The organism is Acidovorax sp. GW821-FHT10A04, from assembly GCF_059415825.1.
The window spans coordinates 24,284-48,570 of record NZ_JBWKNZ010000018.1 but is presented as its reverse complement, the minus strand read 5'-3'; the positions used below and the strand labels follow the sequence as shown (position 1 = coordinate 48,570).

At 68.6% G+C, this 24,287-nt stretch carries 23 protein-coding genes; 9 read left to right on the top strand and 14 right to left on the bottom strand.

Features of this window, described 5'->3' with window-relative positions:
* The first annotated feature begins 203 nt into the window (after window positions 1–203).
* A complete protein-coding gene (locus AC07PF_RS28515) occupies window positions 204–1,313 on the top strand; it encodes a hypothetical protein (protein ID WP_494614144.1) in 1,110 nt (369 codons plus the stop codon).
* Between the two features lie 137 nt (window positions 1,314–1,450).
* The gene (locus AC07PF_RS28510; RefSeq protein WP_494614143.1) at window positions 1,451–3,403 is read left to right on the top strand and encodes a putative glycosyltransferase family protein; all 1,953 of its coding nucleotides are present in this window, start codon (window positions 1,451–1,453) and stop codon (window positions 3,401–3,403) included.
* A 98-nt stretch (window positions 3,404–3,501) separates the two neighbouring features.
* Here AC07PF_RS28510 and AC07PF_RS28505 read toward each other — a convergent pair whose 3' ends face one another.
* From AC07PF_RS28505 to AC07PF_RS28485, 5 genes are all read right to left on the bottom strand, one after another.
* Window positions 3,502–4,098, bottom strand: coding sequence for a GNAT family N-acetyltransferase (locus AC07PF_RS28505; protein ID WP_035201923.1), 597 nt, complete (start codon window positions 4,096–4,098; stop codon window positions 3,502–3,504).
* 431 nt (window positions 4,099–4,529) lie between these two features.
* On the bottom strand, window positions 4,530–5,135 hold the full coding sequence (locus tag AC07PF_RS28500) for a dihydrofolate reductase family protein (protein ID WP_494614142.1): 606 nt from the start codon (window positions 5,133–5,135) through the stop codon (window positions 4,530–4,532).
* A gap of 107 nt (window positions 5,136–5,242) precedes the next feature.
* Window positions 5,243–6,283: an RNA polymerase subunit sigma-70 gene (locus AC07PF_RS28495; RefSeq protein ID WP_494614141.1), complete on the bottom strand. Its 1,041-nt coding sequence runs from the start codon at window positions 6,281–6,283 to the stop codon at window positions 5,243–5,245.
* Window positions 6,284–6,328: 45 nt separating this feature from the next.
* The gene (locus AC07PF_RS28490) at window positions 6,329–6,964 is read right to left on the bottom strand and encodes a hypothetical protein (RefSeq protein ID WP_007848367.1); all 636 of its coding nucleotides are present in this window, start codon (window positions 6,962–6,964) and stop codon (window positions 6,329–6,331) included.
* 220 nt (window positions 6,965–7,184) lie between these two features.
* Window positions 7,185–7,793 (bottom strand): ATP-dependent Clp protease proteolytic subunit, encoded by a 609-nt coding sequence (locus tag AC07PF_RS28485; RefSeq protein WP_007848369.1) that lies wholly within the window; start codon window positions 7,791–7,793, stop codon window positions 7,185–7,187.
* Window positions 7,794–7,901: 108 nt separating this feature from the next.
* Here AC07PF_RS28485 and AC07PF_RS28480 point away from each other — a divergent pair, with 108 nt between their 5' ends.
* Both AC07PF_RS28480 and AC07PF_RS28475 read left to right on the top strand, forming a co-directional pair.
* The gene (locus AC07PF_RS28480) at window positions 7,902–8,732 is read left to right on the top strand and encodes an RNA polymerase sigma factor (RefSeq protein ID WP_494614140.1); all 831 of its coding nucleotides are present in this window, start codon (window positions 7,902–7,904) and stop codon (window positions 8,730–8,732) included.
* A 52-nt stretch (window positions 8,733–8,784) separates the two neighbouring features.
* The gene (locus AC07PF_RS28475) at window positions 8,785–9,060 is read left to right on the top strand and encodes a hypothetical protein (protein WP_494614139.1); all 276 of its coding nucleotides are present in this window, start codon (window positions 8,785–8,787) and stop codon (window positions 9,058–9,060) included.
* A 44-nt stretch (window positions 9,061–9,104) separates the two neighbouring features.
* On the opposite strand, the gene AC07PF_RS28470 is transcribed toward AC07PF_RS28475, so the two are convergent.
* The 5 genes from AC07PF_RS28470 to AC07PF_RS28450 all read right to left on the bottom strand — a co-directional run bounded on the left by AC07PF_RS28470 (window position 9,105) and on the right by AC07PF_RS28450 (window position 14,718).
* Window positions 9,105–11,219, bottom strand: coding sequence for an acetate--CoA ligase family protein (locus AC07PF_RS28470; RefSeq protein WP_494614138.1), 2,115 nt, complete (start codon window positions 11,217–11,219; stop codon window positions 9,105–9,107).
* Between the two features lie 38 nt (window positions 11,220–11,257).
* Entirely contained in the window at window positions 11,258–12,250 is a 993-nt protein-coding gene (locus AC07PF_RS28465) for a tripartite tricarboxylate transporter substrate binding protein (protein WP_494614137.1), read from the bottom strand.
* A gap of 61 nt (window positions 12,251–12,311) precedes the next feature.
* Window positions 12,312–12,689 (bottom strand): Zn-ribbon domain-containing OB-fold protein, encoded by a 378-nt coding sequence (locus AC07PF_RS28460; RefSeq protein WP_494614136.1) that lies wholly within the window; start codon window positions 12,687–12,689, stop codon window positions 12,312–12,314.
* Window positions 12,686–13,846, bottom strand: a complete 1,161-nt coding sequence (locus AC07PF_RS28455) for a thiolase family protein (protein WP_494614135.1) — start codon at window positions 13,844–13,846, stop codon at window positions 12,686–12,688. The genes AC07PF_RS28460 and AC07PF_RS28455 overlap by 4 nt, the downstream gene beginning before the upstream one ends.
* Window positions 13,843–14,718 carry an IclR family transcriptional regulator gene (locus AC07PF_RS28450; RefSeq protein WP_494614134.1) on the bottom strand — a complete coding sequence of 292 codons (876 nt, stop codon included), beginning with the start codon at window positions 14,716–14,718 and terminating at the stop codon, window positions 13,843–13,845. The genes AC07PF_RS28455 and AC07PF_RS28450 overlap by 4 nt, the downstream gene beginning before the upstream one ends.
* 206 nt (window positions 14,719–14,924) lie before the next feature.
* Between AC07PF_RS28450 and AC07PF_RS28445 the strand changes: the two genes are divergently transcribed.
* Window positions 14,925–15,353: an SPRY domain-containing protein gene (locus AC07PF_RS28445; protein WP_494614133.1), complete on the top strand. Its 429-nt coding sequence runs from the start codon at window positions 14,925–14,927 to the stop codon at window positions 15,351–15,353.
* Window positions 15,354–15,355: 2 nt separating this feature from the next.
* On the top strand, window positions 15,356–16,066 hold the full coding sequence (locus AC07PF_RS28440; RefSeq protein ID WP_494614132.1) for an alpha/beta fold hydrolase: 711 nt from the start codon (window positions 15,356–15,358) through the stop codon (window positions 16,064–16,066).
* A gap of 7 nt (window positions 16,067–16,073) precedes the next feature.
* On the opposite strand, the gene AC07PF_RS28435 is transcribed toward AC07PF_RS28440, so the two are convergent.
* Both AC07PF_RS28435 and wrbA read right to left on the bottom strand, forming a co-directional pair.
* On the bottom strand, window positions 16,074–17,252 hold the full coding sequence (locus AC07PF_RS28435; protein ID WP_494614131.1) for an MFS transporter: 1,179 nt from the start codon (window positions 17,250–17,252) through the stop codon (window positions 16,074–16,076).
* Window positions 17,252–17,878 (bottom strand): NAD(P)H:quinone oxidoreductase, encoded by a 627-nt coding sequence (wrbA, locus tag AC07PF_RS28430; protein ID WP_494614130.1) that lies wholly within the window; start codon window positions 17,876–17,878, stop codon window positions 17,252–17,254. The genes AC07PF_RS28435 and wrbA overlap by 1 nt, the downstream gene beginning before the upstream one ends.
* A 122-nt stretch (window positions 17,879–18,000) precedes the next feature.
* On the opposite strand from wrbA, the gene AC07PF_RS28425 reads away from it, so the two are divergent.
* Window positions 18,001–18,957, top strand: a complete 957-nt coding sequence (locus AC07PF_RS28425) for a LysR family transcriptional regulator (RefSeq protein WP_494614129.1) — start codon at window positions 18,001–18,003, stop codon at window positions 18,955–18,957.
* 133 nt (window positions 18,958–19,090) lie between these two features.
* On the opposite strand, the gene AC07PF_RS28420 is transcribed toward AC07PF_RS28425, so the two are convergent.
* Both AC07PF_RS28420 and AC07PF_RS28415 read right to left on the bottom strand, forming a co-directional pair.
* Entirely contained in the window at window positions 19,091–20,104 is a 1,014-nt protein-coding gene (locus AC07PF_RS28420) for a hypothetical protein (RefSeq protein WP_494606369.1), read from the bottom strand.
* Between the two features lie 278 nt (window positions 20,105–20,382).
* Complete coding sequence (locus AC07PF_RS28415) at window positions 20,383–21,204, bottom strand: NADPH-dependent oxidoreductase (protein WP_494614128.1); 822 nt, start codon at window positions 21,202–21,204, stop codon at window positions 20,383–20,385.
* Between the two features lie 195 nt (window positions 21,205–21,399).
* Here AC07PF_RS28415 and uvrC point away from each other — a divergent pair, with 195 nt between their 5' ends.
* The gene (gene uvrC, locus AC07PF_RS28410) at window positions 21,400–23,436 is read left to right on the top strand and encodes an excinuclease ABC subunit UvrC (RefSeq protein ID WP_494614127.1); all 2,037 of its coding nucleotides are present in this window, start codon (window positions 21,400–21,402) and stop codon (window positions 23,434–23,436) included.
* 267 nt (window positions 23,437–23,703) lie between these two features.
* Entirely contained in the window at window positions 23,704–24,270 is a 567-nt protein-coding gene (pgsA, locus tag AC07PF_RS28405) for a CDP-diacylglycerol--glycerol-3-phosphate 3-phosphatidyltransferase (RefSeq protein WP_007858658.1), read from the top strand.
* Window positions 24,271–24,287: the final 17 nt, after the last annotated feature.

Sequence of the window (24,287 nt, the reverse complement as noted above, 5' to 3'; positions counted from 1 at the left end):
AGTGGGCCGGCTGCATTTCGCGCGCGGTCGATGAACGGGCCTTGCAGCGGCATGCGGTGGAACGCCGGGCTCTGGCAAAGGTGGTGACCGGCGTCACGCGCTGTGAAAGCCATTCGCCTGCACACTGGCTCGCAACACCAACCAGGTGGAGCCGGGGCATGCCATGCACTGTGAGCCTCTACCGCATCGCGAGGATGACTTGCATGTCCGTTCCATCCCTGGCGCCGCGCGCTGCCCCCCGTCCCATGCCACTGTGGTCAGCCCGTGCTGTGCGGCGCATCGCGCCCCTGGGCCTGAGCCTGGGCCTCACAGCCGCCCTGTTGGGCGGCTGCGGTGGGGGTGGCGGTGACGACCCGGCACCTGCGCCAGCCCCGACGCCCGACCCGACCTACCAGACGCTGGGCGTGTCGGTCACCGGGCTGGCAGCGGGCCAGAGCGTGGTGTTGCAGAACAACGGGTTGGATGACTTCACCGTGGGCGCCAATGGCGTCGTGCGCACGGCGGCCAGCTGGCCACTGGGCAGCAGCTATGCCGTCACAGTCAAGACCCAGCCCACCGGCCAGCGGTGCACCGTGGCGCTGGGCGCGGGCACACTGGCCGCCAACACCCCCTTGGTGCAGGTCGAATGCGTGCAACTGCCAGGCGACCGCAACACGCTGGGCGGCACCATCGGCGGCATTCCGGCCGGGGTGATCGTGGTGCTGACCAGCGGGGGCCAGGACTTGCCCCTCAGCGCGGACGGCGGCTTTACCTTTCCCACGCCGCTGGCCGCTGGCGCGGCCTATGCCGTCACGGTCAAGTCCACCCCCGTGGGGACGGGCTGCGTGGTGCGCAATGGCACGGGCGTGGTCGCTGCCGCCGCGGTGGACACGGTGCAGGTGAGCTGCGCAATTGTGGGCTCCGTGACCGGCTTCTGGGAGCAGGACCAGTGCCTTCCGGGGCCGGGTGGCATCGGCCTGAAGAACGGCTGGCGCATCTCGCAGAGCAGGCCCGTTTTTGTGAATGTGGGCGCGGGCGGGGTGAGCTACCGCAATGCGCAGTGCACCGGCGTGGGCACCACCATGACAGGCCCGTTGGTGGGCGGGTTCACGGTGACCCAGTCACGCCAGGAGATCGCCACCGACATTTCGGCCTACTGGGGCGTGCGCGACGGCATGACCTTCCCCACCATGCCGGTGGTGCTGGTGCGCAGGGGCAACCACCTGTGCCTGCTTGAGGACACGGCCACCCCTTCGGCCTACCCCAATGCGGCCAGCACGGCCAATGCCGTCACGGCGGCCATTGCCGCGGGCACCTGCTACATGCCCCGCTGACCTCGCGCCCAGGCTCCGTACCAAGCGCACTCGCGATCCCGCCGCTGTTCGCAGCGGGGCGGGTGTCGCGGCTGCGCTGCTCTCGCAAGCCAGAAGACTGCAGCCACCCCCAAATCCCAGCCACTTGATCAAGTCCGATGAATGAAGCCGAACACAATGCAGGGCTCGCGCGTGGCGCGGAGTCGAGGAAACCTCACCACGCAACGCAGCGGTTGACAGCAGGCATGCCCTTGTTCCAGACGCTTGGCGCGGGCGCCATGCAAACGGGTGCCCGCGCGTTTGGCGTCACCCCTGCAAGGCGTTGGAATTGGCTGACGCTTGGCGTTTGGGCGGCACTGCCCGTACTGTCCTTGCTGCCGCTTTGGTCGAACCTATTGAACCCGGTGCTGCCAGACGTCCACGACTACTTCCGCTACGCGGTGTTGTCGAGTCACTTTCAGGAGGCAATGGCCGCCGGCATTTGGTATCCGCGCTGGCTACCCGAGTTCAATGCCGGATACGGCTATCCCGAGTTCGTCTTTTACCAACCCGGCTATTTCTTCCTCAACAGCTTGCTGGCCGTACTGACTGACGACTTGCTATGGCGTCAATTGCTGACACTGGGTACGCTGTGCCTCATTGGCGGGCTTGGTGCGTACCGACTTGCACGGACTTTTGTGGACCGCCTCCCCGCTCTGGCCCTTGTGGTGTTGTTTCAGGCGGCGCCCTATGTTCACTTCAACCTGTATGTGCGCGGTGATTTGAGTGAATGGATGGTGATTCAACTGTTGCCATGGGTGCTGCACTGGAGTTGGTGCCTGCTGGCGCCAGTACAGCGCGCAACAATGGGTATGGGGAGACGGGCGCTGTGCTGGAGCGGCCTCACACTGGTCCTTGCGGCAAGCTTTTATAGCCACCCGATTGCAGTGCTATTTTTGCCATTGGTCGTCGCTCTGCTGGGTCTACTGACGCTGGCCGGTACCGAGCACCAAGCACCGCTGGCGGTCAGACTGCGCAGCGTCTTTGAACTGGGCGGTGCCCTGTTGCTGGCACTGGCACTGGCTTCGCCCTATTGGTTCACGGTTGCGCAACTCAAGCCTCTGGTCAATGCCCAGATCGCTTCGACCGGCGCCTGGGAGACCTGGCGCAACGTCTCCTCTCTGTCTGACCTGCTGTTTGACGACCAGGCATTTCTGGCCGCACCCTTTGTGGCGTTGGCTTTGTTCGGTGCCTGGCAAGGTCGTGGACACCCTTTGATCCGCGCCGCAGGCCTGGTCTACCTTGTACTTTTTCTCGCCATGCTGCCGACCGGCGGCTGGTTCTGGCATCTTTACCCCTTTTCATTGATGCAGTTTCCCTGGCGGCTGGCGGTGTTTGCGCCCGCGCTACAGGTGGTTTGTGCGCTTGGCTTTTGGCAAGGCAGCAATCGCTACCCGGTCCTGCGGTGGCTGGGCTTGACGCTCGGACTGCTGGCGCTGACCTGGTCGGCATGGAAGTACCATGACTTTCGCGCACTGGACGTGTTAGGCGAGCCCGTTGCCGGTGCGCAACTCGACTGCATCAAGATCTATCCCAGCCTGGCCCGACCCTACACGAATTTGGCTACTCTGGACGCCAGGGAGTGGTTGCCGGCAAGATTCGCCAAAAATCCGCTCGAAACGGCACGACATACGCCTGTCAGTCCAACATGTGAAGCACAACTGGCGAGACACCGTGCGGCCTTGACTGGAAATTTAGGAGTTGACCTGTTTTCAAACCGGTCCACATTGGATTGGATGACCAGTGACTCACCGCATTGGCGGGGGCGCCCCCAGCCCGGGCATTCGCCGCACGCGCTCAACTACCGCTTCGCAGGCACGAATCCGGGTGTGGTGGTGATCCAGCAAATCTACCTGCCAGGCTGGTCAGTACAGGTGGACGGTTTGGCGTTGGCCGCAACGACCATCGAAGAGCAGTTGTTGCCGGATGGCCGAATGCAGGTTCGATTGGCTGCTGGCGAACACACGATTACTGCACACTACGATGGCCCGCCCGGTTCAACGCAACGCAACGTAGCAATTGGGTTGGCACTTTTGCTGGCTGCGGCCTATTGGCTGCGGCGGCTGCGCTAGCAGGGCGGGCTCAAATTTGAAGTGCATTGCCAGACCTCCCAATGTCGGCTTGTGGCAGCCACCGGGCGGGTCCGAAAGCAGACGCTCAAGGTGCAAGGTCAGCGGTGGGCAAAGCCATCCGCTGCAGCAAAAGGTGAGACCGCATTCGCTGTACTCCACTGCGCATTGAGCAGAGCGTACTGCAGGAGGTCGTGGTGCCGGCCCGCCCAGTACCCTGCTTCCCGCTGCCGCCCCTCTTGCAGGAACCCGAGCGTCTCGAGCAAGGCCAGAGATGCCGTGTTGTCCGGGTGTACCTGCGCCTCGATTCGATTCAACTGCAGCTCTCGAAAACCCCAGGTGATGATTGCTTTGAGAGCTTCTTTCACGTACCCGCGGCCCTGATGCGCCGGCGCGATTTCGTAGCCGATGGTGCAGGATCTCCAGTTTCGATTCCAGCGAAACAAGCCGCATGTACCGATCAGTCCTGGCTGGTCTCTCAACTCCACGGCCCAGCGTGCACCGGAAACCGGCTCTTTGCGCCAACTGGCAAACGTAGCGACCAACTTCGCGGCGCCGTCAAGATCGCCAATCGGATCCGATCCGAACCATCTCATGTGCTCGGCGTCGCCATGAATTCGAAGGATATTCTCTGCATCCGATTCCACGATCTCACGCAGCGTGAGTCGGGATGTCGCCAGCGCTGGAAAATCGACCATCAGCTACCTGTGCTCCAACTTTGATGTGTCCCGCATTTCTGGGGACTTTGTAGATCGCCTGCGGGATCACATTGGCGGCAGAACGCCTGAATGTCTTTCATGGTCAATGCCTTCGAGCGATGTACCGCATGAACGTACAGGGATAACAGATTTCGACGAAACCGCCGGCCGCCGTTCGGCTGAGGCGCGCATGTGTCCGTTGGCGGCAACGATCGCTTCTGGCCGATAGCGCACTCTAGCTGGTAGCGCCCGTGCCCTGTATCCCCCAAGAAGGCGAACCAGCGAAGCTGAACAGATGTTCATCGCCAGCGACCTGGGAGTCGTCTAGGAGAGCCGATCGAAGGGTTCCATTCACACCGGTCCTGCCGTCCCACTGAACTCGCCCCGACTGCCCGGCAGTGGCCGACATACGCAGAACCTGCGCCGCGCGTTCAGCGCGGCAGGCAGTCGTAGTGCAGCGCCACGATGTCCGACCCTGGCAGACGGCGCTGGCCGCGCAGCGCCCAGTGCTGCGCCAGGCCGGGCTCGAAGGTGGGCACACCCCCACCCAGCCCTCCCAGCCCTCCCAGCAGCACATTGGCCACCAGCAGGTGCAGTTCGTCGACCAGGCCATGCGCCAGCAGGTCGCAGTAGAGCAGGTGGCTGCCGTAGACCAGCAGGTCGGGGCCGGGCGTGGCCTTGAGCTGGCGGATGTGCGCATGGGCCAGTGCGCGGGGCACCACGGTGGTGGTGCCGACCCAGGGGGCATCGGGGCGCAGGCGCAGGTGGTCGCTGACCAGCAGCTTGCGGGCGGCCTCCACGCGCTCAGCGATCTCGCGCTGCACCGGGTCGCTGCCGGGGCCGCGGTCCACCTGGGGCCAGTAGCCTTCGAACATGGGGTAGGTGGTGGCGCCGAAGAGCAGGGTGCCGGCGCGGCGCAGGCATTCGAGGTTGTGGACGTCGAACGCGGCGCCCATGGGCAGGCCGGTGAGCGCGCCGCCGGGGCCGGCGCAGTAGCCGTCGAGGGAGCTGAGGATGCTGACGATGAGTCGGGCCATGGGGAAGATCTCCTTGCGTGGTGAACCACGTGCCCGGACCATCCGGGGCGTGTCATTCCTTTGGAGACACTCCAGAGTGCCAACTCATCGGTCCGCCAGCATCTTTTTCAAGCCAGCTCTTCGGGCATGCCAAAACGGCGGCAGACCACCGGGTCGATGAAGCTGTCGATGGACCCGATCAGTCCACCCTCCAGGCGCAGCAGCACCACGCCGCCGGGGCGAAAGCGGTCGTCGCCGGCCTGTTGCATGTAGCAGGCAAAGCCCGGCTGGCCGTTGCCGTGCAGGGGCTGCAGGCGCCAGGGGGTCTGGAACACGCGCTCGGCAAAGAAGGCCAGCACCATGGGGCGGCCGCTGAACCAGGAGGGCAGTGGCGGCATGGTGAAGCATGCGTCCTCGGCCAGCAGGCTGGCCATGGCGGCGATGTCGCGGCGCTCCCAGGCGGCGACGAAACGCGCGAGCAGGTCTTCGAGTCCCGGCGCCGCAGGCGGGGGTGGCTGCAGCTGCAGCAGCGGCTGCGCAGCCGGCATGCGCAGCTTCACCGTGGCCTGCGCGCGCTGCAGCGCGCTGTTGACCGAGGCAACCGAGGTGCCGAGCAGCTCGGCCGTTTCTGCGGCCGAATATTCCAGCACCTCGCGCAGCAGCAGCACGGCCCGCTGGGTGCCGGGCAGGTGCTGCAGCGCGGCGACGAAGGCCAGCGCCACATGCTCGCGGCGCTGCAGCGTGCTTTCCGGGTCTTCGTGGCTGGTGGCGCTGGCCCATTCCCTATCGGGCAGGGGTTCGAGCCATACCGGCCCGGTCACCGGCTCGCCCAGCTCGGCCGTGGACTGCAGCGGTGCAGCATGGTCGGGCGAGGTGATGCGCCGCGGGCGCTGCGCGATCATGCGCAGGCACACGTGGGTGGCGATGCGGTACAGCCAGGTGCCCAGGGCACTGCGCGCCTCGAAGCCGGCCAGGCCGCGCCAGGCGGCCAACAAGGTCTCCTGCAGAGCGTCGTCGGCATCGAAGGGCGAGCCCAGCAGGCGGTAGCAGTGGGTGTGCAGGGTGCGCCGGTGTGGGGCCAGCAGCCGGTCGAAGGCGGCGGTGTCGCCGGCCTGCGCGCGTGCCAGGCAGTCGGCGCGGGCGCTGGGGTCGTCGGGCAGGTGCGGCATGGAGCATTCTGGCGCAGGCCTGGCGCCAGGGTGCGCGCCCCGGCCCTAGGCCGCGTCGGCCTCCAGCTGCACGTTCCAGGCTTCCATGATCTCGGCCAGCTTGGGGCTGCGTTTGGTGCCGATCTGCAGGCCCTGGGAGATGGCCGCGATGATGTGCTTGGCCCCCGGGTCCATGCTGGGGCTTACGTCGGCCGACTCCAGGACATCCTTGGCCCGCAGCAGCAGCACCCCCGCCTCGGCCAGCAGGTCGTTCTTTTCCGACGCGAAAAAGTCATTGCCCATGGGCTTGTGCTTGTCCAGGCGCGCCTTGATGGTGTCCGAAAAGAAATCGGGAATCGCCTTGTGCACGCTGAGAAAGAACTTTTCATTGGCCTGCAGGGAGCTCAGCGTGTGCCGGTACCGGCTGGGCAGGTGCGGCGCGTAGGTGCGGATGGCCTCGCCCAGCTCCTGCTGCGCGCCGACCCGGGCGGCCACCCCGGTGGGGGCCTCGAACACCTCCTTGAGCAGCGCCAGCTTGGCCTCGGAGGCCTGAAGGGCGGTGCGCACCTGGGCCAGATGCTGCTCGTAGCGCATCCGCACGAAGTTCGATCCCTCCCTGAGCTCGTACAGCTTCCAGCCGAGCGCACCGTAGCCCGCAAGGGCGGCGATGATCAGAATGACCACGAATAGATCTGTTGCCATGGATGATGAGCCGCCAGGTAAAAGGAAGGAGCAGGAGCGCCGGTGTGAACCCCGACAAGCATACCGCTTGCGCCGCCGGGCGCCATGCGGGCATTCCATGGCCCTGGCGGGCGTGTGCCGGCCCAGGGCGCAAGATGGATCGGCACGCAGGTTTCTGCGGGAAGCGGTGGGGCGGTCGCCTGGCGCCAGCGCGGGCCGTCGGCCCTGCGGGCGCCCGGCGTCATCCGCCCTGGTGCAGCTGCGCCTTGCGCTCGATCACCCGCGACACCAGCCCGTACTCCACCGCTTCCTCGGCCGAGAGCCAGTGGTCGCGTTCGATGTCGGCCAGCACCACGTCGAGCGGCTTGCCGGTCTCGCGCGCGATGGTGCGGGCGATGCGCTCGCGCGCCTTGACGATCTCGCGCGCCTGCACTGCGATGTCGGTGGCCTGGCCACCGGCGCCGCCGCTGGGCTGGTGGATCAGAAAGCGCGTGTTGGGCAGGCAAAAGCGCCGCTCGCGCGGGGCCGCCAGGTACAGGTGGGTGGCGGCGCTGCCGACCCAGCCGGTGCCGATCATGTTCACCGGCGCGGCGATGAAGCGCACGATGTCGTGGATGGCATCGCCCGATTCGAGGTGGCCGCCGGGCGAGCTGACGATGATGTCGATGGGCTCGGGCCCCTCGGCATCGAGCGCGATGAGGCGGCGCGTGACATCGGCGGCGGTCACGTCGGTCACGGTGCCGAAGATCAGAAGGGTGCGCGCCTTGAAGGCCTTTTCCTCCAGGTAGGAGGTGCGCGGCTCGGTGGCGCTGGAGGGTGGGGGAGGGGTGTCGTCTGCGGCGTGGTACATGGAGAAACAGTCCTTCAGTGGAGATGGATGAACTGCCTTGACGAACGGGGCCCGGGTTTCGTGACACGGGTCCTGCAGGATCCACCCCACCATGGCAAGATGGCTGGCATGCACGATGACCGCCCCCACGTCCTCACCCTGACCGACCATGCCGCCCGCCGCAGCCTGGTGCGCGCCGCAGCGCGCCTGCTGGGCCCGGCCGAGGCCGAAGACGCAGTGCAGGACGCCCTGGTGCGCGCGTTGGAGTCCGGTGCCGATACGTCCGAACTGAACGCCGCGCAGGCCTGGCTGCACACCGTGGTGCGCAACCTGGCCATCGACCGGTTGCGACGGCGCCAGTGGATGCAGCAATGGGTGGCGCAATTGAGCGATGCTGGCGATGCGGGGCTGTCATCCAGCCCCTCTGCCGAGGCCGAGGCCGCACAGGCCCAGCAGGCCGAGCGCGCCCTGCGGGTCCTTGCAGCACGCCTGGCGCCCGCCGATGGGGCTGCCGTGCTGCTGTACGAGGTGTTCGAAGCCAGCCATGCCGAGCTGGCCCAGGCCAGCGGCAAGACCGAGGCTGGCAGCCGCCAGCAATTGCGCCGGGCGCTGCTGCGCTTGAGGCAGCCCGGACCAGATGGCGCACGGCAAGAGCTTGAAGAAGCGGGAGAACGCGAGGACTCCATCTTCCGTGTCTACCTGCGGTCGCTGCAGCTGCGCGACCCGCAGGCCCTGTGGGCCATGTTGGGTCAGCCGCCGGTGCGTGCGGTGGTGAGGGCCGTATCTGTGCCAGGCTTCCCGGCTGCGCCACGTGCGGCGGCTACCGCCACCACCTGTGGCATCGTGCAGGTGGGTGGGCAACTGGGTCTTGTGCTCACGCTCGATGGTGTGCGGCTGTGCGTGCTTCCTCTGGGTGTGCGGGCGGTAGGCGAGCAGGACCTGGAGGCTGTGGCTGCATAGCCTTGCGACCATGCATTGATCCATTTCGCACAGGTATCACCTCGGGTCTCCGATGTCCGCACTCTGGCTTTTCGCTCTCTCCATCTTCTTTGGCTACCTGGCGTATGACGCGTCCCGGTTTCGCCATTCATCCAGCCACCAGGTCTGGGCCGTTCCGCCTGCCGATGGCAGGACGGCAGAGGTGGATCTCTTGTTGGCGCATGAGCAGCCGCTTTCCCGTCCCCGGAAATACAGCGGTGCACAGGGGTTTCCGGGGTTGCACTGGGTGTTCGTGGTCATGGCCGTTGTGTCTGCCGGTGCGGGCGTGCATCTTTGGATGCTGGGGTAAGCCGCGGACCGGCTTGCCAGGAGGACGGGCTGCGGCGCACCGGTCTACCGATTCTGTGCTTCAAGGCCAGATGAGCCGCCCCGCTCCACCAGCGCATCCACCACCACCGCCCCTTCACCCACAGCACCCACCAGCACGGGGTTGAGGTCCATGGAGGCGATGCGTCCGTTCGCATTCGCCATCACCGTGCCCACGGCCACCGCCACTTCGGCCAGCGCGGCCACGTCCAGTGGCGGGTCGCCGCGCACGCCGGCCAGCAGGGGGGCGATGCGCAGGGTGTGCAGGGCCTCGTGCACGTCCTGCGTGCTGAAGGGCGGCAGCAGCACAGCGCAGTCCTGCAGGGCCTCGACGTTCTTGCCGCCGTCGCCGACCACCACCACGGGGCCGAAGACGGGGTCGTGCCGCGCGCCGACCATGAACTCGTGCCGGCCGCGGCGCATGGCGGCGATGATGACGCCGTCGCGTGCCACGCCCATGGTGGCCATCTTCTGCCAGAAGCGGTCGAAGCATGCCGCGGCCTCGTCGGCGCTGGCCAGGTTCAGCGCAACCAGGCCATGCTCGGACTTGTGCGGAACGTCGGGCGAGCAGGCCTTGGCGACCACGGGCGCGCCGATGGCGTCGAAAGCCTCGCGCGCCTGCTGCGCCGTGGTTACCAGCCGCAGCGGCACGGTGGGCACGCCGTGGCGCGCCAGCAGGGCCAGGCTGTCCACCTCGTTGAGAAAGCCGGCGGGGCCTGCGGGCACTTCTACCTGCATGGGCGGGGGTGTGGGCGCAGATGGCTTGCGCATCAACGCGGTGTGGTCGGCCAATTGGGCCAGCACGCCCAGGGCCTGGGCCTCGTTGGCATAGGTGGCGATGCCCTGGGCGCGAAACGGCGCGGCCACGCTGTCCTGCCAGGCGGCCACGGCCACGGGCTTGCCGGTGGCGGCCTCGAAGGCGGCGGTGTCGCGCGCGAAGGCGTCCACGTCGTAGCCTGCACCGGCCACGGGGATGTTGATGAAGAACAGGTCGGCCGCCGGGTCCTGCGCCACGGCGGGCAGCACGTCGCCGAACAGGCCGCTGTTGCTAAGCAGTGCGGCCGTGATGTCGATGGGGTTGGTGGTGGTGGCAAAGCCGGGCAGTTTGGCGGCCACGGCGGCCTGGGTGGCGGGCGCAAGCTGTGCCAGGGGCAGGCCCACGTCGTCGGCGGTGTCGGCCCCCATGACACAGCTGGCGCCGGAGTTGCTGATGACCACCAGGCGCCGCCCGGTGGGCCGCCAGCCCTTGAGATACGCTTCGGCCGCCAGGGCCTGGGCATGCGGGTCGCGCACGCGCCAGATGCCGTGGTGGCGCAGGAAGGCGTCCACCGTGCGGTCCTCGTTGGCGAGCGAGCCGGTGTGCGATGAGGCGGCCTTTTGTCCGCCCGCCGTGCGGCCGGCCTTGACGGCGATGATGGGCAGGTCGCGCTCGCGGGCGTAGGCGGCGGTGGCGGCCAGCAGCTCGGGCTGGGCGATGTTCTCCAGGTACAGCAGCAGCAGGCGCACGTCGGGGTCGTGGGCCACGGCCCAGGCCAGCTCGCCCACGGTGACGTCGGCCTCGTTGCCCGTGGCATGCACGTGGCGTACGCCCAGGCCGCGCCCGCGCAGCAGGCCGTAGGCCATGGCGCTCATGCCGCCGCTCTGGCTGACGATGCCCACCGGGCCGTCTTGCGGCGGCACCTCGATGAACATGGTGGAAAAGCCCGCGATGGCCCCGGTGCCGAAGTTGGCGAGGCCCTGCGTGTTGGGGCCGAACAGGCGCATGCCGGCCGCGCGCGCCGTGGCCACCATCTGCTGCTGCACGGCCGCACCCTCGGGCCCTGTCTCACCAAAGCCCGAGGCGATGACCACGGCGGCCTTCACGCCGCGCGCCGCGCATTCCGCCACCGCCGCCACGGCCGTGTCGCCGGCCACCACCACCAGGGCCAGTTCGGGCACCTCGGGCAAAGCGGCGAGGCTGCCGTAGCTGGCAATGCCCTGGATGGTCTCGCGCTGCGGGTTGATGGGGTAGATGCGGCCCGCAAAGCCGTGGCGCTGCATGTAGTGGATGGGCCGCCCGCCGATCTTGTGGATGTTGTCGGACGCGCCGATGATGGCCACGGACTGGGGGTTGAGGGCGCAAGAGAGCAGGGAGGGGGACATGGCTTGGCTGGGTGGGTGAGGTCGGTTGGGGAAGAGGGTCAGTCCACCGTTGCGCCCGAGGTCTTCACGACCTTGGCCCATTTGTCGACCTCCGCCTGCATGAAGGCGCGGTAGTCGGTGGGGGTGTTCCACATGGGGGTGAAGCCCTGGGCCTCGAAGCGCTGCTTCACGTCGGCGCTTTCCAGCACCTTTTTCAGCTCGGCATTGAGCCTGGCGACCACGGGCGCGGGCGTGCCGGCGGGGGCGAGCAGGCCGTTCCAGGCGATGGCTTCGTAGCCGGGCAGGCCGCTTTCGGCGACGGTGGGCACATCGGGTGCCACGGGCGAGCGCTGGGCGCTGGTGACGGCCAGGGCCTTGAGCTTTCCGGCCTTCACGTGCGGCAGGGCCGAGAGCATGGTGTCGAACATCAGGTCCGTCTGCCCTGCCATCACGTCGGTGAGGGCGGGGGCGCTGCCCTTGTAGGGCACGTGCGACATCTTCACACCCGCCGTGGCGCCGAACAGCTCGGCCGACAGGTGGGTGGACTGGCCGTTGCCCGACGAGCCGTAGTTGAGCCCGCCGCTTTTGGACTTGGCCAGCGCAATCAGCTCCTTGACGTTGCTGGCCGGCAGCGCCGGCGGGACCACGATGACCAGGGGGCCCGCGGTGAGCTGCGAGATGGGCGCGAAGTCCTTCATGAGCTGGTAGTTGAGCTTGCTGAACAGCGAGGGGTTGATGGCGTGCGCGGTGGTCGCTACCACCAGCGTGTAGCCGTCGGGCGCGCTGCGGGCCACGGCCTCGGCGCCCGGGTTGCCGCCCGCGCCGGGGCGGTTCTCGACCACGAAGGGCTGGCCCAGCGCGTCCTGCAGCTTTTGCGCCACCACGCGGGCCACGATGTCGGTGGGGCCGCCAGGCGGGTAGGGCACGACGAGCTTGACGGGCTTGTCGGGGTAGGTCTGCGCCCAGGCGGCCGGTGCGCCGGTGCTGCACAGCAGGGCGAGGGCCAGCAGGCCGGTGAGCTGGTGGCGGCGGGCAGTGCTCGGTGCTTTCATTGCTTGTCTCCTTATGGTCTTGGTTGGCAATGCGAGAACAGGAAGCGGAGGAGGCGAGGATTCAGGGCGGGGCAAAGCGCACCAGGGTGCGGCCGGCGTGCTCGAAGAAGCCCGCGCGCACCACATCGCCCATGCGCACGCCGGGCGCGGCATGCGCCATGAGGCGCGGGCCTTCGTCGAGTTGCACCAGCACCAGGGTGTAGGGCGCCAGCGGGCGGAATTCGTCCGACGGGGCGCGGGCTACCACCGTGGCGGCGCGCACCGTGCCCGTGCCCGCCGCGTCGTGCCATTGCAGCGCGCCGTGGCCGCAGTGCTGGCAGGCATAGCGCGCGAGGGTCTGCGCCGCGCCGCAAGCGCTGCAGCGCTGGTAGCGGATGAGGCCCTGGGCCAGGCCCTCGGTGAAGGGGACTGCGAGTGCTGGGTGGGTGGTGTCGGTCATGAAGCCTCCCGCGACAGGATGAGGCTGACGTGGGACGACATCACGCCCCCGTCGGCATGCACGAAGGCGTGGCGCGGCGGGGTCAGTTGCCGTGCGCCGGCCTGGCCTGCCATCTGCCGCCAGGCCTCGGCCACATGGGCCATGCCGCCGGCCACGCCGCAGTGGCCGAAGGACAGCAGCCCGCCATGGGTGTTGAGCGGCAGCACGCCGGTGGGCGCGAAGTCGCCCGCACGCGCCCGCGCCGCCGCGCCGCCGCGCGGGGCAAAGCCGATCTCTTCAAGCAGCATGGCCAGGGTGATGGTGAAGGAGTCGTAGATGCCCAGGTAGTCCACATCGGCCAGGGCCAGGCCGGCCTCCGCGAATGCCTGCTGCGCGGCCTGGCCCGCGCCGCACTGCATCACGTCGGCCATGGCCGTGAGGTGCTGGTGGCGGTGCGCCTGGCCGCTGCCGGTGATGGCAATGCGGGCATGCGCGCCGGGTTCGGCCGACACCACCACGGCCATGGCGCCGTCGGAGATGGGGCAGCAGTCCAGCAGGCCGAGCGGCGCGGCAATGGGCTTGGCGGCCAGCACATCGGCCACGGTGATGGGGGTGCGCAGGTGCGCATCGGGGTGGCGCGCGGCATTGGCGCGCATGAGCACGGCCAGTTCGGCCAGGTCGGCCTGCGTAGTGCCGGTGCGGTGCATGTATTCCGAGGCCAGCAGGCCGTAGTAGGCGGGCACCGATGCGCCGTTGGGCACCTCGTAGTCCGCATCGCCCACCTGGGCCAGGGTCTGGATGGCGCTGTCGCGCGACTGGCCGCTGAGCCGGTTCTCGCCCGCCACCACCAGCACATGGCGGCAGCGGCCCGCGCGCACCAGCTCGCGCGCCAGCACCAGAATGGCCGCGCCCGATGCGCCGCCCAGCTGCAGGCTGTGCGCGTACCGGGGCTGCAGGGCAAAGCGCTCGCAGAACAGGGTGGACAGCATCAGGTGCGGCAGGGTGGTGGCATAGCCGCACAGCACGCCGTCGATGTCGCCGCGGCGCAGTTGCGCGCCATCCAGCGCCTGGGTGGCGGCGCGGGCCATCAGGTCCAGGGCGCTGTGCCCCTCGTGCCGGCCAAAGGGCGTGTTGCCCACGGCGCGGATGTAGGCGGTGGCGGGGTGGGTGCTGGTCATGCTGCTGCGGCCTTGGTGCGGCGGGTGGTGGTTGCCGCGGTGGGTGCCTGCGGCGCGCGGTCGGGCCGCAGGGCCTCGGCCCAGCGCACCTGGCACACCGTGGATTCGCGGCGCAGGGCCTGGGCCAAAGCGGCTTCGCGACCGAGGATGCGGTCGCTGAGCGCAGCGATGCTCAGGGCGGCCACGGGCCGGCCATCGGGGTCGAAGATGGGCGCGGCGATGCCGCCCATGCGCTCCACCACCACGTCGAGCAGCACCACGTAGCCGCGCTCGCGCGCCTGGGCAATGCGCTCGTGCAGCAGGGCCACGGTGATGCGCGGGTAGCGCGCGGGCAGCTGCGCGGCCAGTATCTCCAGCGCAGCCTCGCGCTCCGCGTCGGGCATGAAGGCCAGCAGCGCCAGGCTGCCTGCACCCGCCCCCAGCGGGCGGCGGCTGCCCACGCGCAGGTAGTTGGCGCGGATGGGGTAGGTGCCTTCTTCCACCGCAATGCACAGCGACTCCACGCCGCTCGGGATGGAAAGCACCGCGCTGTCCTCGAACGTGCCGGTCAGCCGCAGCAGGCTGGGCTGGGCCAGCTGGCGCGGGTCGAACCTACGCAGCGCGGCCGCGCCCAGCACCATGAGTTCGGGGCCCAGCGAGAACTGCTTGCTCTGCGCATCGCGGGCAACGAAGCCGTCGCGCACCATCACGTCGAGCAGACGCAGCGCGGTGGCCTTGTCCAGCCCGGCCGCGGCGGCAATGTCGGTGAGCCGCGTGCTGCCGCCTTCGGACATGACGCGCAGCACGCGCATGGCGCGCTCCACGGAGGAGGTGCTGGCGCCATCCTGGCTTCGGGTGACGACGGATCTGGGGCGCAGGGCGGCAGAGGGCATGGCAGTTCTTCTCGGTGTTTCTTGGAGTGAAACGACAGGACTGCCTGCAATCTAGGGATTGCCGTTCTTCCCGTCAAAGCCTTCGGTCGAAGTTTTGATGGGCGAAACTTTTGTGTATGCATTTGCGGGTTAACCCGGTGAGGTAGTCGCTGCAGTTGCAACATGCAAGGGACTTGTTGCGTACCCATTTCTGTAAGCTGTGCGCCATGACAAACTCTTCTCCAGGCCTGCGTGCTGCCGATCTGCGGCCTATTGCGGTGCCCTTCAACGACGACGCGATGAGGGTGGTGGGCCTTCGCTGGGGTGATGCAGGTGCCACGGTGATCGATGTGGTGTCCAAAAGGTCCGGCCGCCGGGCGCGCGTGGAGTTCTCAGACGATGCCGGACACAGGGTTCTCGATGAGCTGAACCTGGCTGGCATGTGGGCCGGCGCGGATCCCTCGGTACTGCGTACTACATGGCTGTTCGAAGTTCAGTCCGGGGGATGGCTGGACCTGGAAGCTACGCGTGCTGATTTCTACAACCAGCCCGAACTCGCGTTGCGCGAGTTTCTGGTTGCGGGGTACCAGGAGTGTGTTTCGGTGCTGGCGAGCAGTGGGCCTGTAGTGCGGGAGATACCGGAGGGGCTTGCCTGACCATGGCGCACTCCCATTTCCAGTTCCCGTTTCGCAACGCGCAGTTGCACGGAACCACCACCCACAGCCCATACCTCAGCGCGCCGTGCACCCTGGCCCTGCATGGCGGCGGCACCTCGTCGCGCCTGGGGTACCAGCCTTTGCTTAACTTCCTGGCCGGGCAGGGGCATTCCAGTGTGGCCTTCGACTTCACGGGGCAGGGCGAGAGCACAGGCCGCATGGCCGACTCGGGCCTGAGCGACCGGGCGCAACAGGCCCTGGCGGTGGTGGAGCACCTTGGCGTGCCCAGGCCGGTATCGCTGATCGCCTCCAGCATGGGCGGGCATGTCGCGTGTTCGCTGATCGATGCGTTGGCACCGCCCGCGCTGGTGCTGTACTGCCCGGCCGCGTACGAGGCCGCGGCGCTGAAGGTGCCCTTCGGCCCTGCGTTCCAGCAAGTGATCCGCGCGACGATCGACTTTGCGGCCTCACCCGCATTCGACGCGCTCGAACGCTTCGAGGGTCGGCTGCTGCTGGTGCTGGGTGCCGAGGATGCGGTGATTCCACGGCAGGTGGAGGACCAGTACGTCCGGCGCGCCCGCAAGGCCAGCAATGTGGAGGTGCTGCGGCTCGATGGCGCGGGCCACCACCTGCATGCCTGGCTCAAGGAGCGCCCGGCGGAGTTCGACCGGGTGGCACGCCGGGTGCTGGCGACCCTTGAAGGGGCGGCCTGACGCGGCGCTACGTGCCCGTGCGGCGCCAGCGCACGGTGCAGGCCATCGCCAGCGCCGCTGCCACCACGCACACCGCCGCAGCCGACCAGCCATGGTGGTCCACCGCGCTGCCCACCAGCAGCGGGCCCAGGGCCTGGCCCAGGTTGCTGCCCTGCATGAGCAGGCCCACAGCCAGCGCGCCCTGGGCGGGTGTCGACGTGACCTGCGGCACCGACGACAGCAGGCTGGACGGCACCAGCCCGCCCATTGCCGAGAACACCAGGCACAGCACAAAGGCGGCCCATGGGGGCAGCACCGGCACGAAGATGCCCAGGGCGCACAGCCCCATGGCGGCCGCGGCGGCCGTGCCCAGCACCGTGCGGCCCAGCCGCGGCAGCAGCGCGCCGGCGGCGAGGTTGCCCACGATGTTGGCCGCGCTGGCCAGCGCCGCGAGCAGGCCCACCGTGCTGGCGTCCACCTGCAGGCGCTGCTGCAGCAGCACGGGCAGAAAGCTGAACAGCGCGAAGAACATCAGGCTGTAAAGCAGGAAGGTGGTGGCCAAGGCCAGCGCGGGGCCGCGCCCCACCTCGGCAATGCGTGCGCGCGGCCCGGCGGCCGCGCCATGCGTGTCCATGGCGCGGGGCACGGTCCACAGCACCAGCACCGCGATGGCGCCCGAGCCCAGAGCCGCTGCGGTCCACAGGCTGTGCCAGCCGCCGAACCACGGCCCGGTGAGCATGGCCAGCGCGATGCCGGTGGGCATGAAGCAGCTCCACAGCGCCATGGCACGGCTGCGGTCGGCGGCCTGCACCTGGCGCGCGAGCACGGTGGGCCCGGCCACGGTGATGAGCACGAAGCCCAGCCCCTCGACCACACGCGAGGCGAGCAGCACCGCATAGCTGGCGGACAGCACGGCGAGCAGGGTGCCCAGCACCGTGGCCGCCAGGCCCAGCACGAGCATGCGGCGCGCGCCTGCGCGTGCCACCACCGACCCCGCAAGAACGCCGCCGACGGCACCCAGCATGGCAAAGGTGCCGCCCAGGGCACCCAGCATGGACAGGCTGAGCCCCAGGCCGGCCTGCAGCTGCGGTGCCGCAATGGCCACCTTGCCCAGGTGGAAGGACGCGGCCACGCCGGCGGCCACCACCACGGCGACGGCGCGCCAGTCGGTGGAGGGCAGGGCGGGTGGTGGTGCACTGCCCTGCATCACGCCACCCCTTGCGCAAACCCGAGCGCCCTGGCGATGCGCGCCACGTGCATGCCCTGGTAGCGGGCGGCTTCGAGCTCGTTGGCGCTGGGCTGGCGGTCGCCGCCGTGGCCATCGTCGGCCAGGGTGCTGGCGCCATAGGGCGAGCCGCCGGTGACCTCGTCCATGCGCAACTGGCCCTTGAAGCTGTAGGGCAGGCCCACGATCACCATGCCCAGGTGCAGCAGCACCGTGTGGGTGGAGAGGATGGTCGACTCCTGCCCGCCATGCTGGCTGCCAGTGGAGGTGAAGACGCTGCCCACCTTGCCGACCAGTGCATCGCGCGCCCACAGGCCTCCGGCCTGGTCGAGGAAGTTTTTCATCTGCGCGGCCATATTTCCGAAGCGGGTAGGGGTGCCGATCACGATGGCGTCGTAGTCGGCCAACTCCGCCACCGAGGCCACGGGCACATCCGAGGCGGTCTGGTAACCGGCCTTGGCCGCCACCTGCTCGGGCACCAGTTCGGGCACGCGCTTGACCACGGCCTCGGTGCCGCTGCCCAGGCTGCGCACGCCCTCGGCCACGGCGGCGGCCATGGATGCGATGTGGCCGTAGGACGAATAGTAGAGAACGAGAACCTGGGTCATGGTGGCGCCAACGTCTTTCTTCTGGGATCGGGATGGAGCCAAGTATCGGTACATGGAGTGATCTACGGAAGCCATAAAATTCAGGCCATCCTGATCTATGAAACAGATCAACAAGGCCCTCCATGCTCGACGCCCTCACCCTCGACCAGATCCGCATGTTCGTCACCGTGGCCGAGGCCGGCAGCTTTCGCGCGGGCGCCGCACGGCTGCTGCGCGCCCAGTCGGCCGTGAGCCATGCCATCGCCAACCTGGAGAACCAACTGGGCGTGGCTGTGTTCGATCGCAGCGGCCACCGGCCCACGCTCACGGCAGCGGGCGCCGCCCTGCTGGAGGATGCGCGCGCCGTGCTGCTCAAGGTGGACTTTCTGCGCGCGCGTGCCCGCGGCCTGGGCGAAGGCGTGGAGACCGAGCTGGCGCTGATGGTGGACACGCTCTACCCGCTGCCCCTGGCGGCCGCCGCGCTGGGCGAGCTGCGCGCGGCCCTGCCCTCGGTGCGGCTGCGCCTGGCCACTGCGCCGCTGGGCGGCACGCTGCAGGCGCTGCGCGACGAGGCCTGCGACCTGGCCATCATGGCGGGCGAGGATTTTCGCGACCCGCGCATCGAGACCGAGGCGCTGCAGGCCGTGCCCATCGTGGCCGTGGCCGCGCAGGGCCACCCTCTGGCAAGGCGTGGGCGCAGCAGGCAGGCCCTGGCGGGCGCGGACCTGGCAGACCACCTGCAGATCGTGCTGGAGGACCCGAGCGCGCTGTCCGAAGGGCGCGACTTCGGCGTGCTGTCGCCCCAGACCCTGCGCGTGGGCACGCAGGACGCCAAGCGTGCCCTGATCCTCGCCGGCGTGGGCTGGGGCCGCCTGCCGCAGTGGGTCGTGGAGCGCGAACTGGCCGAAGGGCAACTGCTGCCCCTGCCCGCCACGGCCCTGGGCCCGCAGGGCGTGGCGCAGATGCAGACCTACCTGGCCTGGCGCACGGACCGGGCCCTGGGTGTGGCGGCGCTGGCGTTGCGCGCTGCCTTGCAGCGGCGGGCCGAGCCGGCGGGTGCGCGGGGGCGAGCCACTGCACGGGCTGGCACCGCCGCATGAGTGGAGTGCGGCCGCGCGCAAACGCCGCATGCTGCCGCAGTGCAAGCCCTGCGCCCTTGGGCGCATCCACCAGCAGGTATCCCCTTTTTTCGCGTGCATCCGCGCTGCGCTGGCGCGGCAGCACAAGGCGGCATCACCGGGCAGCAGCGCCCCCCGCCCAGGCCTGGCAGCCCATGAACTCTTCGCGGCTGGACCAAGCTTGCTGGACGATGTTGTTTCCCATGCGCTGCAGCACCTCTGCCGTGGCCTTTTTGTCCTTGGCGGCCACGCAGGCCAGGCGGGCGTAGGTGTTGATGTTGTAAGGATCAGGGTGGCGTTGCACCAGGTCGTCGAAACCGGCGCGGATGCGCGGCCAGTCGACCTGCCGGTGGGTGAAGGCGGCCTGGCCGTTTGGGGCCAACTGGTCCTGCACGCTCCAGTAGAGCAGCGCGTACAGGGATTGCCCTTCGTGCGGTTTGGTGTTCTCCACCGCCTGGCCGGCCAGGTCGGCCAGCGCCTTGTGGCTGCCGCCCTCCTGCGGAACGCGGGTGGTGGCGATTCTGGTGTAGATGTCGGGGTGCTGGGGGAAGGCGGCTATGGCGTCCTGGGCCAGCTGGCGCTGTTCCTTTGCGGGCATGCGGGTGTTATGCGCCTGGGTCAGCAGGACGGCCCACCAATTGGGGTCCTTGCGGCCCCGCTCCGACTGGGCGAGCAAGAGCTTCTGGCCTTGCCGGTTGAGCTCCAGGGACTTGCCCGCGTCGCTGTCCCGAAGGCTCCAGGCCTGGTAGGCGTAGACCTTCGACAGGGCGATGGTGGCCAGGATGGACTGGGGGCGCGCAGCAAGCCACCGGGTAGCCTGGTGCTGCTGTGCTTGCCAGTAAGGCTCGTCTGCAGGAGACTGGCCTGGCCCCGGGCCGAAGGCGATGGAGCGCACCAGCCGGTTGGCAAGGCGGTGCCCGCCGGCGGTGCGTGTGTCCTGTTGCAGCGCCTTGTCGTACCAGGCATCCAGCGCGGCGTAGTCGCCGGCTGCAAACAGCCTTGTGAACCGTTCCATGATCTGCTTGCGTTCGTCGATTTCGCCAGCGTGGGCGCCGTTGCCTGCCCCGCCCAGCAGCGACAGGGTCAGCACCACGGCCAGGGTTGCCAGGCGGGTGACGGATCGGTTCATGCGGTCCCTCTCTCTTTCATGGTAAGGAGTCTGGTCCGGCTGCGCAGCGCAACCGCGCGCGGTCCTTGAGCGCCGTGGCGCCCGGCGGCACCGGGCGGCCTGGCTGCGTCATCAGGCGGGTGTAGCTGTCGGCGCGGTAGGGGTGGGAAAGCGTTCGTCAGCTCTTCGTGAGCCTGCTGGCGATGTGCTGGCGTACTTGTCGCCCATGGATTACGTCCCTCCCGCTTTCCTGGAAGGAATTTACACGGATTGTCCTGCGCGTCCAAGCGCGTGATGGATCAGCGCAGCGCGAACCCCGCCCCCTTGAGCGCATCCACCAGCCGGTGCCTGCCTTTGAGCGAGTCGGCATTGGCCAGCCGCTGCAGCACCAGATCGCTCCAGTCCACCTCGGGCAGGCCTTCGCTGGCCTGGAAGTCGCGCAACTGGGCGTCGTAGTCGCCGATCTCGGCGGCCAGGCTGGCGGGTGCGGTGTAGCGTTCGTGGTGCAGCACGCTGGCTTGCGGCAGCCGGGGCTTGATGGCGGCGGGGCGGGCGGGATCGGGGTGGCCCACGACCAGGCCGAAGACGGGGAACACGCCAGCGGGTGTGCCCACCACCTGGGCGACCGCCTCGGGCTGGTTGCGCAGGGCGCCGATGTAGACGGTGCCCAGCCCCAGGGCTTCGGCCGCGACGACCGCGTTCTGCGCGGCCAGGGCGGCGTCGATCACGGCCATGAGGTAGGTGTCCAGGTAGGGCAGGCCGTCGGCGGGCTGGTCCTTGTACTGCGCAATGCGGGCGATGCGCGACAGGTCGGCCAGCCACACCAGGATCAGGGGCGCGGTGCGGATATGGCCCTGGTTGCCGGCCAGCTCGGCCAGGCGGTTGCGGCTGTCCTGGCTGTGCACGGCGACCACGCTCCAGGTCTGCAGGTTGGAGCTGCTGGGGGCCGACTGGGCAGCGGCCACCAGGGTCTGCACGGTGTCGGCTGGCAGCGCGTCGGGCAGGAAGTTGCGCACCGAGCGGTGCGACAGGATGTGCTCAACCACCGGGTGGCGGGGAACGGGCCAGGCGGCGGCCTGGGCGCCGTAGCGGGCCTGCAGGTAAGTAGGGGTGTAGGTCATGGGGCGCGGGCGTTTGTGTGGAAACTGGCCGCAAAGGTAGCACCACGCGGCCCGCCGCGAAGCATGAAAACCGCATATGGCTATGCGCTGTGCGGCCGGCGCCGGAGTCCGGGCATCCCCCCCACGCCAGGGCGCCCGGCCTGGCGATACGCGGTGCCGGGCAGGGCGCTTCGCATTGCCATGACAATAGCCCCCATGTCCGAAGACGAAGAAGCACTGCGAGCCCATTCCGAAGAACTGCTGGCCCAGGTGGCCGCGCTGCCGCCGCTGCCGGGGGTGTACCGCTATTTCGACGCGCAGGGCGCGCTGCTCTACGTGGGCAAGGCGCGGCACCTGAAGCGCCGGGTGTCGAGCTACTTCACCAAGAACCATGGCGGCACGCGCATCGGCCATATGGTGAGCAAGATCGTGCGCATGGAGACCACGGTGGTGCGCTCCGAGGCCGAGGCGCTGCTGCTTGAAAGCAACCTGATCAAGACGCAGAACCCCAAGTTCAACATCCTGTTCCGCGACGACAAGAGCTACCCCTACCTGAAGATCACCGGCGCGCCGGGCACGGCGGTGGGGCAGGGCTCGCCCTCGCAGGTGTTTCCGCGCATGGCCTACTACCGCGGCTCGGTGGACAAGAAGCACCGCTACTTCGGGCCTTACCCGAGCGCCTGGGCGGTGAAGGAGTCGATCCAGTTGCTGCAAAAGGTGTTTCGCCTGCGCACCTGCGAGGACACGGTGTTCGCCAACCGCACGCGGCCCTGCCTGCTGTTCCAGATCAAGCGCTGCTCGGGCCCGTGCGTGGACTTGGTCTCGCCCGAGGCCTATGCGGCCGATGTGCAGCACGCCGAGGCGCTGCTGCGCGGCGAGACGCAGGAAGTACTCAAGGCCATGGAGGTGCGCATGATGGCGCACTCGGACAAGCTCGAGTTCGAGCAGGCGGCCGATGTGCGCAACCAGATGCAGGCGCTGTCGCGCGTGCTGCACCAACAGTCCATCGAGACCGCGGACGACAAGGACGTGGACATCCTCGCCGTGCGCGTGCAGGGCGGCCGCGCCTGCGTGAACCTGGCCATGGTGCGCGGCGGGCGGCACCTGGGGGATCGGCCTTACTTTCCGGTGCATGTGGAGGACGCCGCGGCCATCCATGCAGAGGAAGAAGACGCCGGGGCCGGCGAGGGCGGCATTGCCCCTGCTGTACGCACGCGCCGCGTCGAGGCGCTGGTGCTCGAGGCCTTCATCGCCCAGCACTACATCGGCGTGCCCGTGCCGCCGGTGCTGGTGTGCAGCGAGCCGGTGGACAAGGCGCTGATGGAGGCCCTGTCGGAGCAGACCGGCGTGCGCGTGAATGCCCTCCACCAGCCGCGCGAGCAGCGCCGTGCCTGGCTGGACATGGCGCAGAAGAATGCCGACCTGCAACTGGCCCGGCTGCTGGCCGAGGAGGGCTCGCAGCAGGCGCGCACGCGCGCCCTGGCCGAGGCGCTGGACCTGCCGCCCGAAGACCTGGACCAACTGACCATCGAGTGCTTCGACATCTCGCACACCGCGGGCGAATCGACCCAGGCCTCGTGCGTGGTGTTCCACCACCACAAGATGCAGAGCAGCGAGTACCGCCGCTACAAGATAGAAGGCATCACCGGCGGCGACGACTATGCCGCCATGCGCCAGGTGCTCACGCGCCGCTACAGCAAGGTGGTGGAGGCCGCGCGCGAGGCCGGCGGCATCGACTTTGCTGCCGCACCGCCGCCCGACACCGAGAACGCCGAGGGGGCCGTCAAGCCCAAGGGCGTGGCGCGCTTGCCCGACCTGGTGCTCATCGACGGCGGCAAGGGCCAGGTGGGCGTGGCGCGCGAGGTGTTCACTGCGCTGGGGCTGGACCTGACCCGCATCGTCGGCGTGGAGAAGGGCGAGGGCCGCAAGGTCGGCCTCGAAGAGTTGGTGTTTGCCGATGGCCGCGAGAAGGTCTACCTGGGCAAGGACTCGGCCGCGCTGATGCTGGTGGCCCAGATCCGCGACGAGGCCCACCGCTTTGCCATCACCGGCATGCGCGCTGCGCGCGCCAAGGTGCGCGTGGGCGGTGGCCAACTGGAGGAGATCCCCGGCGTGGGCCCCAAGAAGCGCGCCCGCCTGCTGCAGCGCTTTGGCGGCGTGCGCGGTGTGGCCAGCGCCAGCGTGGAAGACCTGGCGACGGTGGACGGCATCTCGCGCGATCTGGCGGAAGAGATCTACCGGGCATTGAGATGAAGCACCCCCTGAGTCGCTTCGCGCCTTCACCCCTCTCTCGCATTGCTGCGCAATGCGGGAGGGGGACGCTCCCAGTGCGGCGGGGCGGCCCTTGCACGGGAGCACTGGCTTGGGCCGCGCCAGTTTCACGCGCCGTGGCCGGCATGCCGTGCGATGAAGCGCTGAGGTAGCTTGCGCCGAACCTGGCCAGTTGGCCCGAGAATGGCTATCGCCATGAAGCGCCATTGCGGCCCCGAAGGCTATCCTGCAGTGGTGCACAATCGGCGCATGTTCTGGACCATCCCCACCTTGATGACGTGGACGCGCATTGTCGCGATACCTTTGATCGTGGGGGTGTTCTATGCGCCGGTGGAGCCGGCCACGCGCAACCTGATCGCCACGGTGATGTTCGTAGTGTTCGCCGCCACCGACTGGCTCGACGGCTACCTGGCGCGCAAGCTCAACCAGACCTCGTCCTTCGGCGCCTTCCTGGACCCGGTGGCCGACAAGTTCCTGGTGTGCGCATCGCTGCTGGTGCTGGTGCACCTGCAGCGCGCCGACGTGTTCGTGGCGCTGATCATCATCGGGCGCGAGATCGCGATCTCGGCCCTGCGCGAATGGATGGCGCAGATCGGCGCCAGCAAGAGCGTGGCCGTGCACATGATCGGCAAGGTCAAGACCACGGTGCAGATGGTCGCCATCCCCTTCCTGCTGTACGACGGGCGCATCCTCGGGGTGATCGACACGGGCGTATGGGGCACCTGGCTGATCTGGGCCTCGGCCGTGCTCACGGTGTGGTCCATGGTCTACTACCTGCAAAAGGCGTTGCCCGAAATCCGTGCCCGTGTGAAGTGATTTTTTCGTCTATCCGA

Coding starts and splice junctions, on each gene's coding strand:
- AC07PF_RS28515 (WP_494614144.1), top strand. CDS start 204: ATGTCCGTTCCATCCCTGGCGCCGCGCGCTGCCCCCCGTCCCATGCCA.
- AC07PF_RS28510 (WP_494614143.1), top strand. CDS start 1,451: ATGAATGAAGCCGAACACAATGCAGGGCTCGCGCGTGGCGCGGAGTCG.
- AC07PF_RS28505 (WP_035201923.1), bottom strand. CDS start 4,098: ATGGTCGATTTTCCAGCGCTGGCGACATCCCGACTCACGCTGCGTGAG.
- AC07PF_RS28500 (WP_494614142.1), bottom strand. CDS start 5,135: ATGGCCCGACTCATCGTCAGCATCCTCAGCTCCCTCGACGGCTACTGC.
- AC07PF_RS28495 (WP_494614141.1), bottom strand. CDS start 6,283: ATGCCGCACCTGCCCGACGACCCCAGCGCCCGCGCCGACTGCCTGGCA.
- AC07PF_RS28490 (WP_007848367.1), bottom strand. CDS start 6,964: ATGGCAACAGATCTATTCGTGGTCATTCTGATCATCGCCGCCCTTGCG.
- AC07PF_RS28485 (WP_007848369.1), bottom strand. CDS start 7,793: ATGTACCACGCCGCAGACGACACCCCTCCCCCACCCTCCAGCGCCACC.
- AC07PF_RS28480 (WP_494614140.1), top strand. CDS start 7,902: ATGCACGATGACCGCCCCCACGTCCTCACCCTGACCGACCATGCCGCC.
- AC07PF_RS28475 (WP_494614139.1), top strand. CDS start 8,785: ATGTCCGCACTCTGGCTTTTCGCTCTCTCCATCTTCTTTGGCTACCTG.
- AC07PF_RS28470 (WP_494614138.1), bottom strand. CDS start 11,219: ATGTCCCCCTCCCTGCTCTCTTGCGCCCTCAACCCCCAGTCCGTGGCC.
- AC07PF_RS28465 (WP_494614137.1), bottom strand. CDS start 12,250: ATGAAAGCACCGAGCACTGCCCGCCGCCACCAGCTCACCGGCCTGCTG.
- AC07PF_RS28460 (WP_494614136.1), bottom strand. CDS start 12,689: ATGACCGACACCACCCACCCAGCACTCGCAGTCCCCTTCACCGAGGGC.
- AC07PF_RS28455 (WP_494614135.1), bottom strand. CDS start 13,846: ATGACCAGCACCCACCCCGCCACCGCCTACATCCGCGCCGTGGGCAAC.
- AC07PF_RS28450 (WP_494614134.1), bottom strand. CDS start 14,718: ATGCCCTCTGCCGCCCTGCGCCCCAGATCCGTCGTCACCCGAAGCCAG.
- AC07PF_RS28445 (WP_494614133.1), top strand. CDS start 14,925: ATGACAAACTCTTCTCCAGGCCTGCGTGCTGCCGATCTGCGGCCTATT.
- AC07PF_RS28440 (WP_494614132.1), top strand. CDS start 15,356: ATGGCGCACTCCCATTTCCAGTTCCCGTTTCGCAACGCGCAGTTGCAC.
- AC07PF_RS28435 (WP_494614131.1), bottom strand. CDS start 17,252: ATGCAGGGCAGTGCACCACCACCCGCCCTGCCCTCCACCGACTGGCGC.
- wrbA (WP_494614130.1), bottom strand. CDS start 17,878: ATGACCCAGGTTCTCGTTCTCTACTATTCGTCCTACGGCCACATCGCA.
- AC07PF_RS28425 (WP_494614129.1), top strand. CDS start 18,001: ATGCTCGACGCCCTCACCCTCGACCAGATCCGCATGTTCGTCACCGTG.
- AC07PF_RS28420 (WP_494606369.1), bottom strand. CDS start 20,104: ATGAACCGATCCGTCACCCGCCTGGCAACCCTGGCCGTGGTGCTGACC.
- AC07PF_RS28415 (WP_494614128.1), bottom strand. CDS start 21,204: ATGACCTACACCCCTACTTACCTGCAGGCCCGCTACGGCGCCCAGGCC.
- uvrC (WP_494614127.1), top strand. CDS start 21,400: ATGTCCGAAGACGAAGAAGCACTGCGAGCCCATTCCGAAGAACTGCTG.
- pgsA (WP_007858658.1), top strand. CDS start 23,704: ATGTTCTGGACCATCCCCACCTTGATGACGTGGACGCGCATTGTCGCG.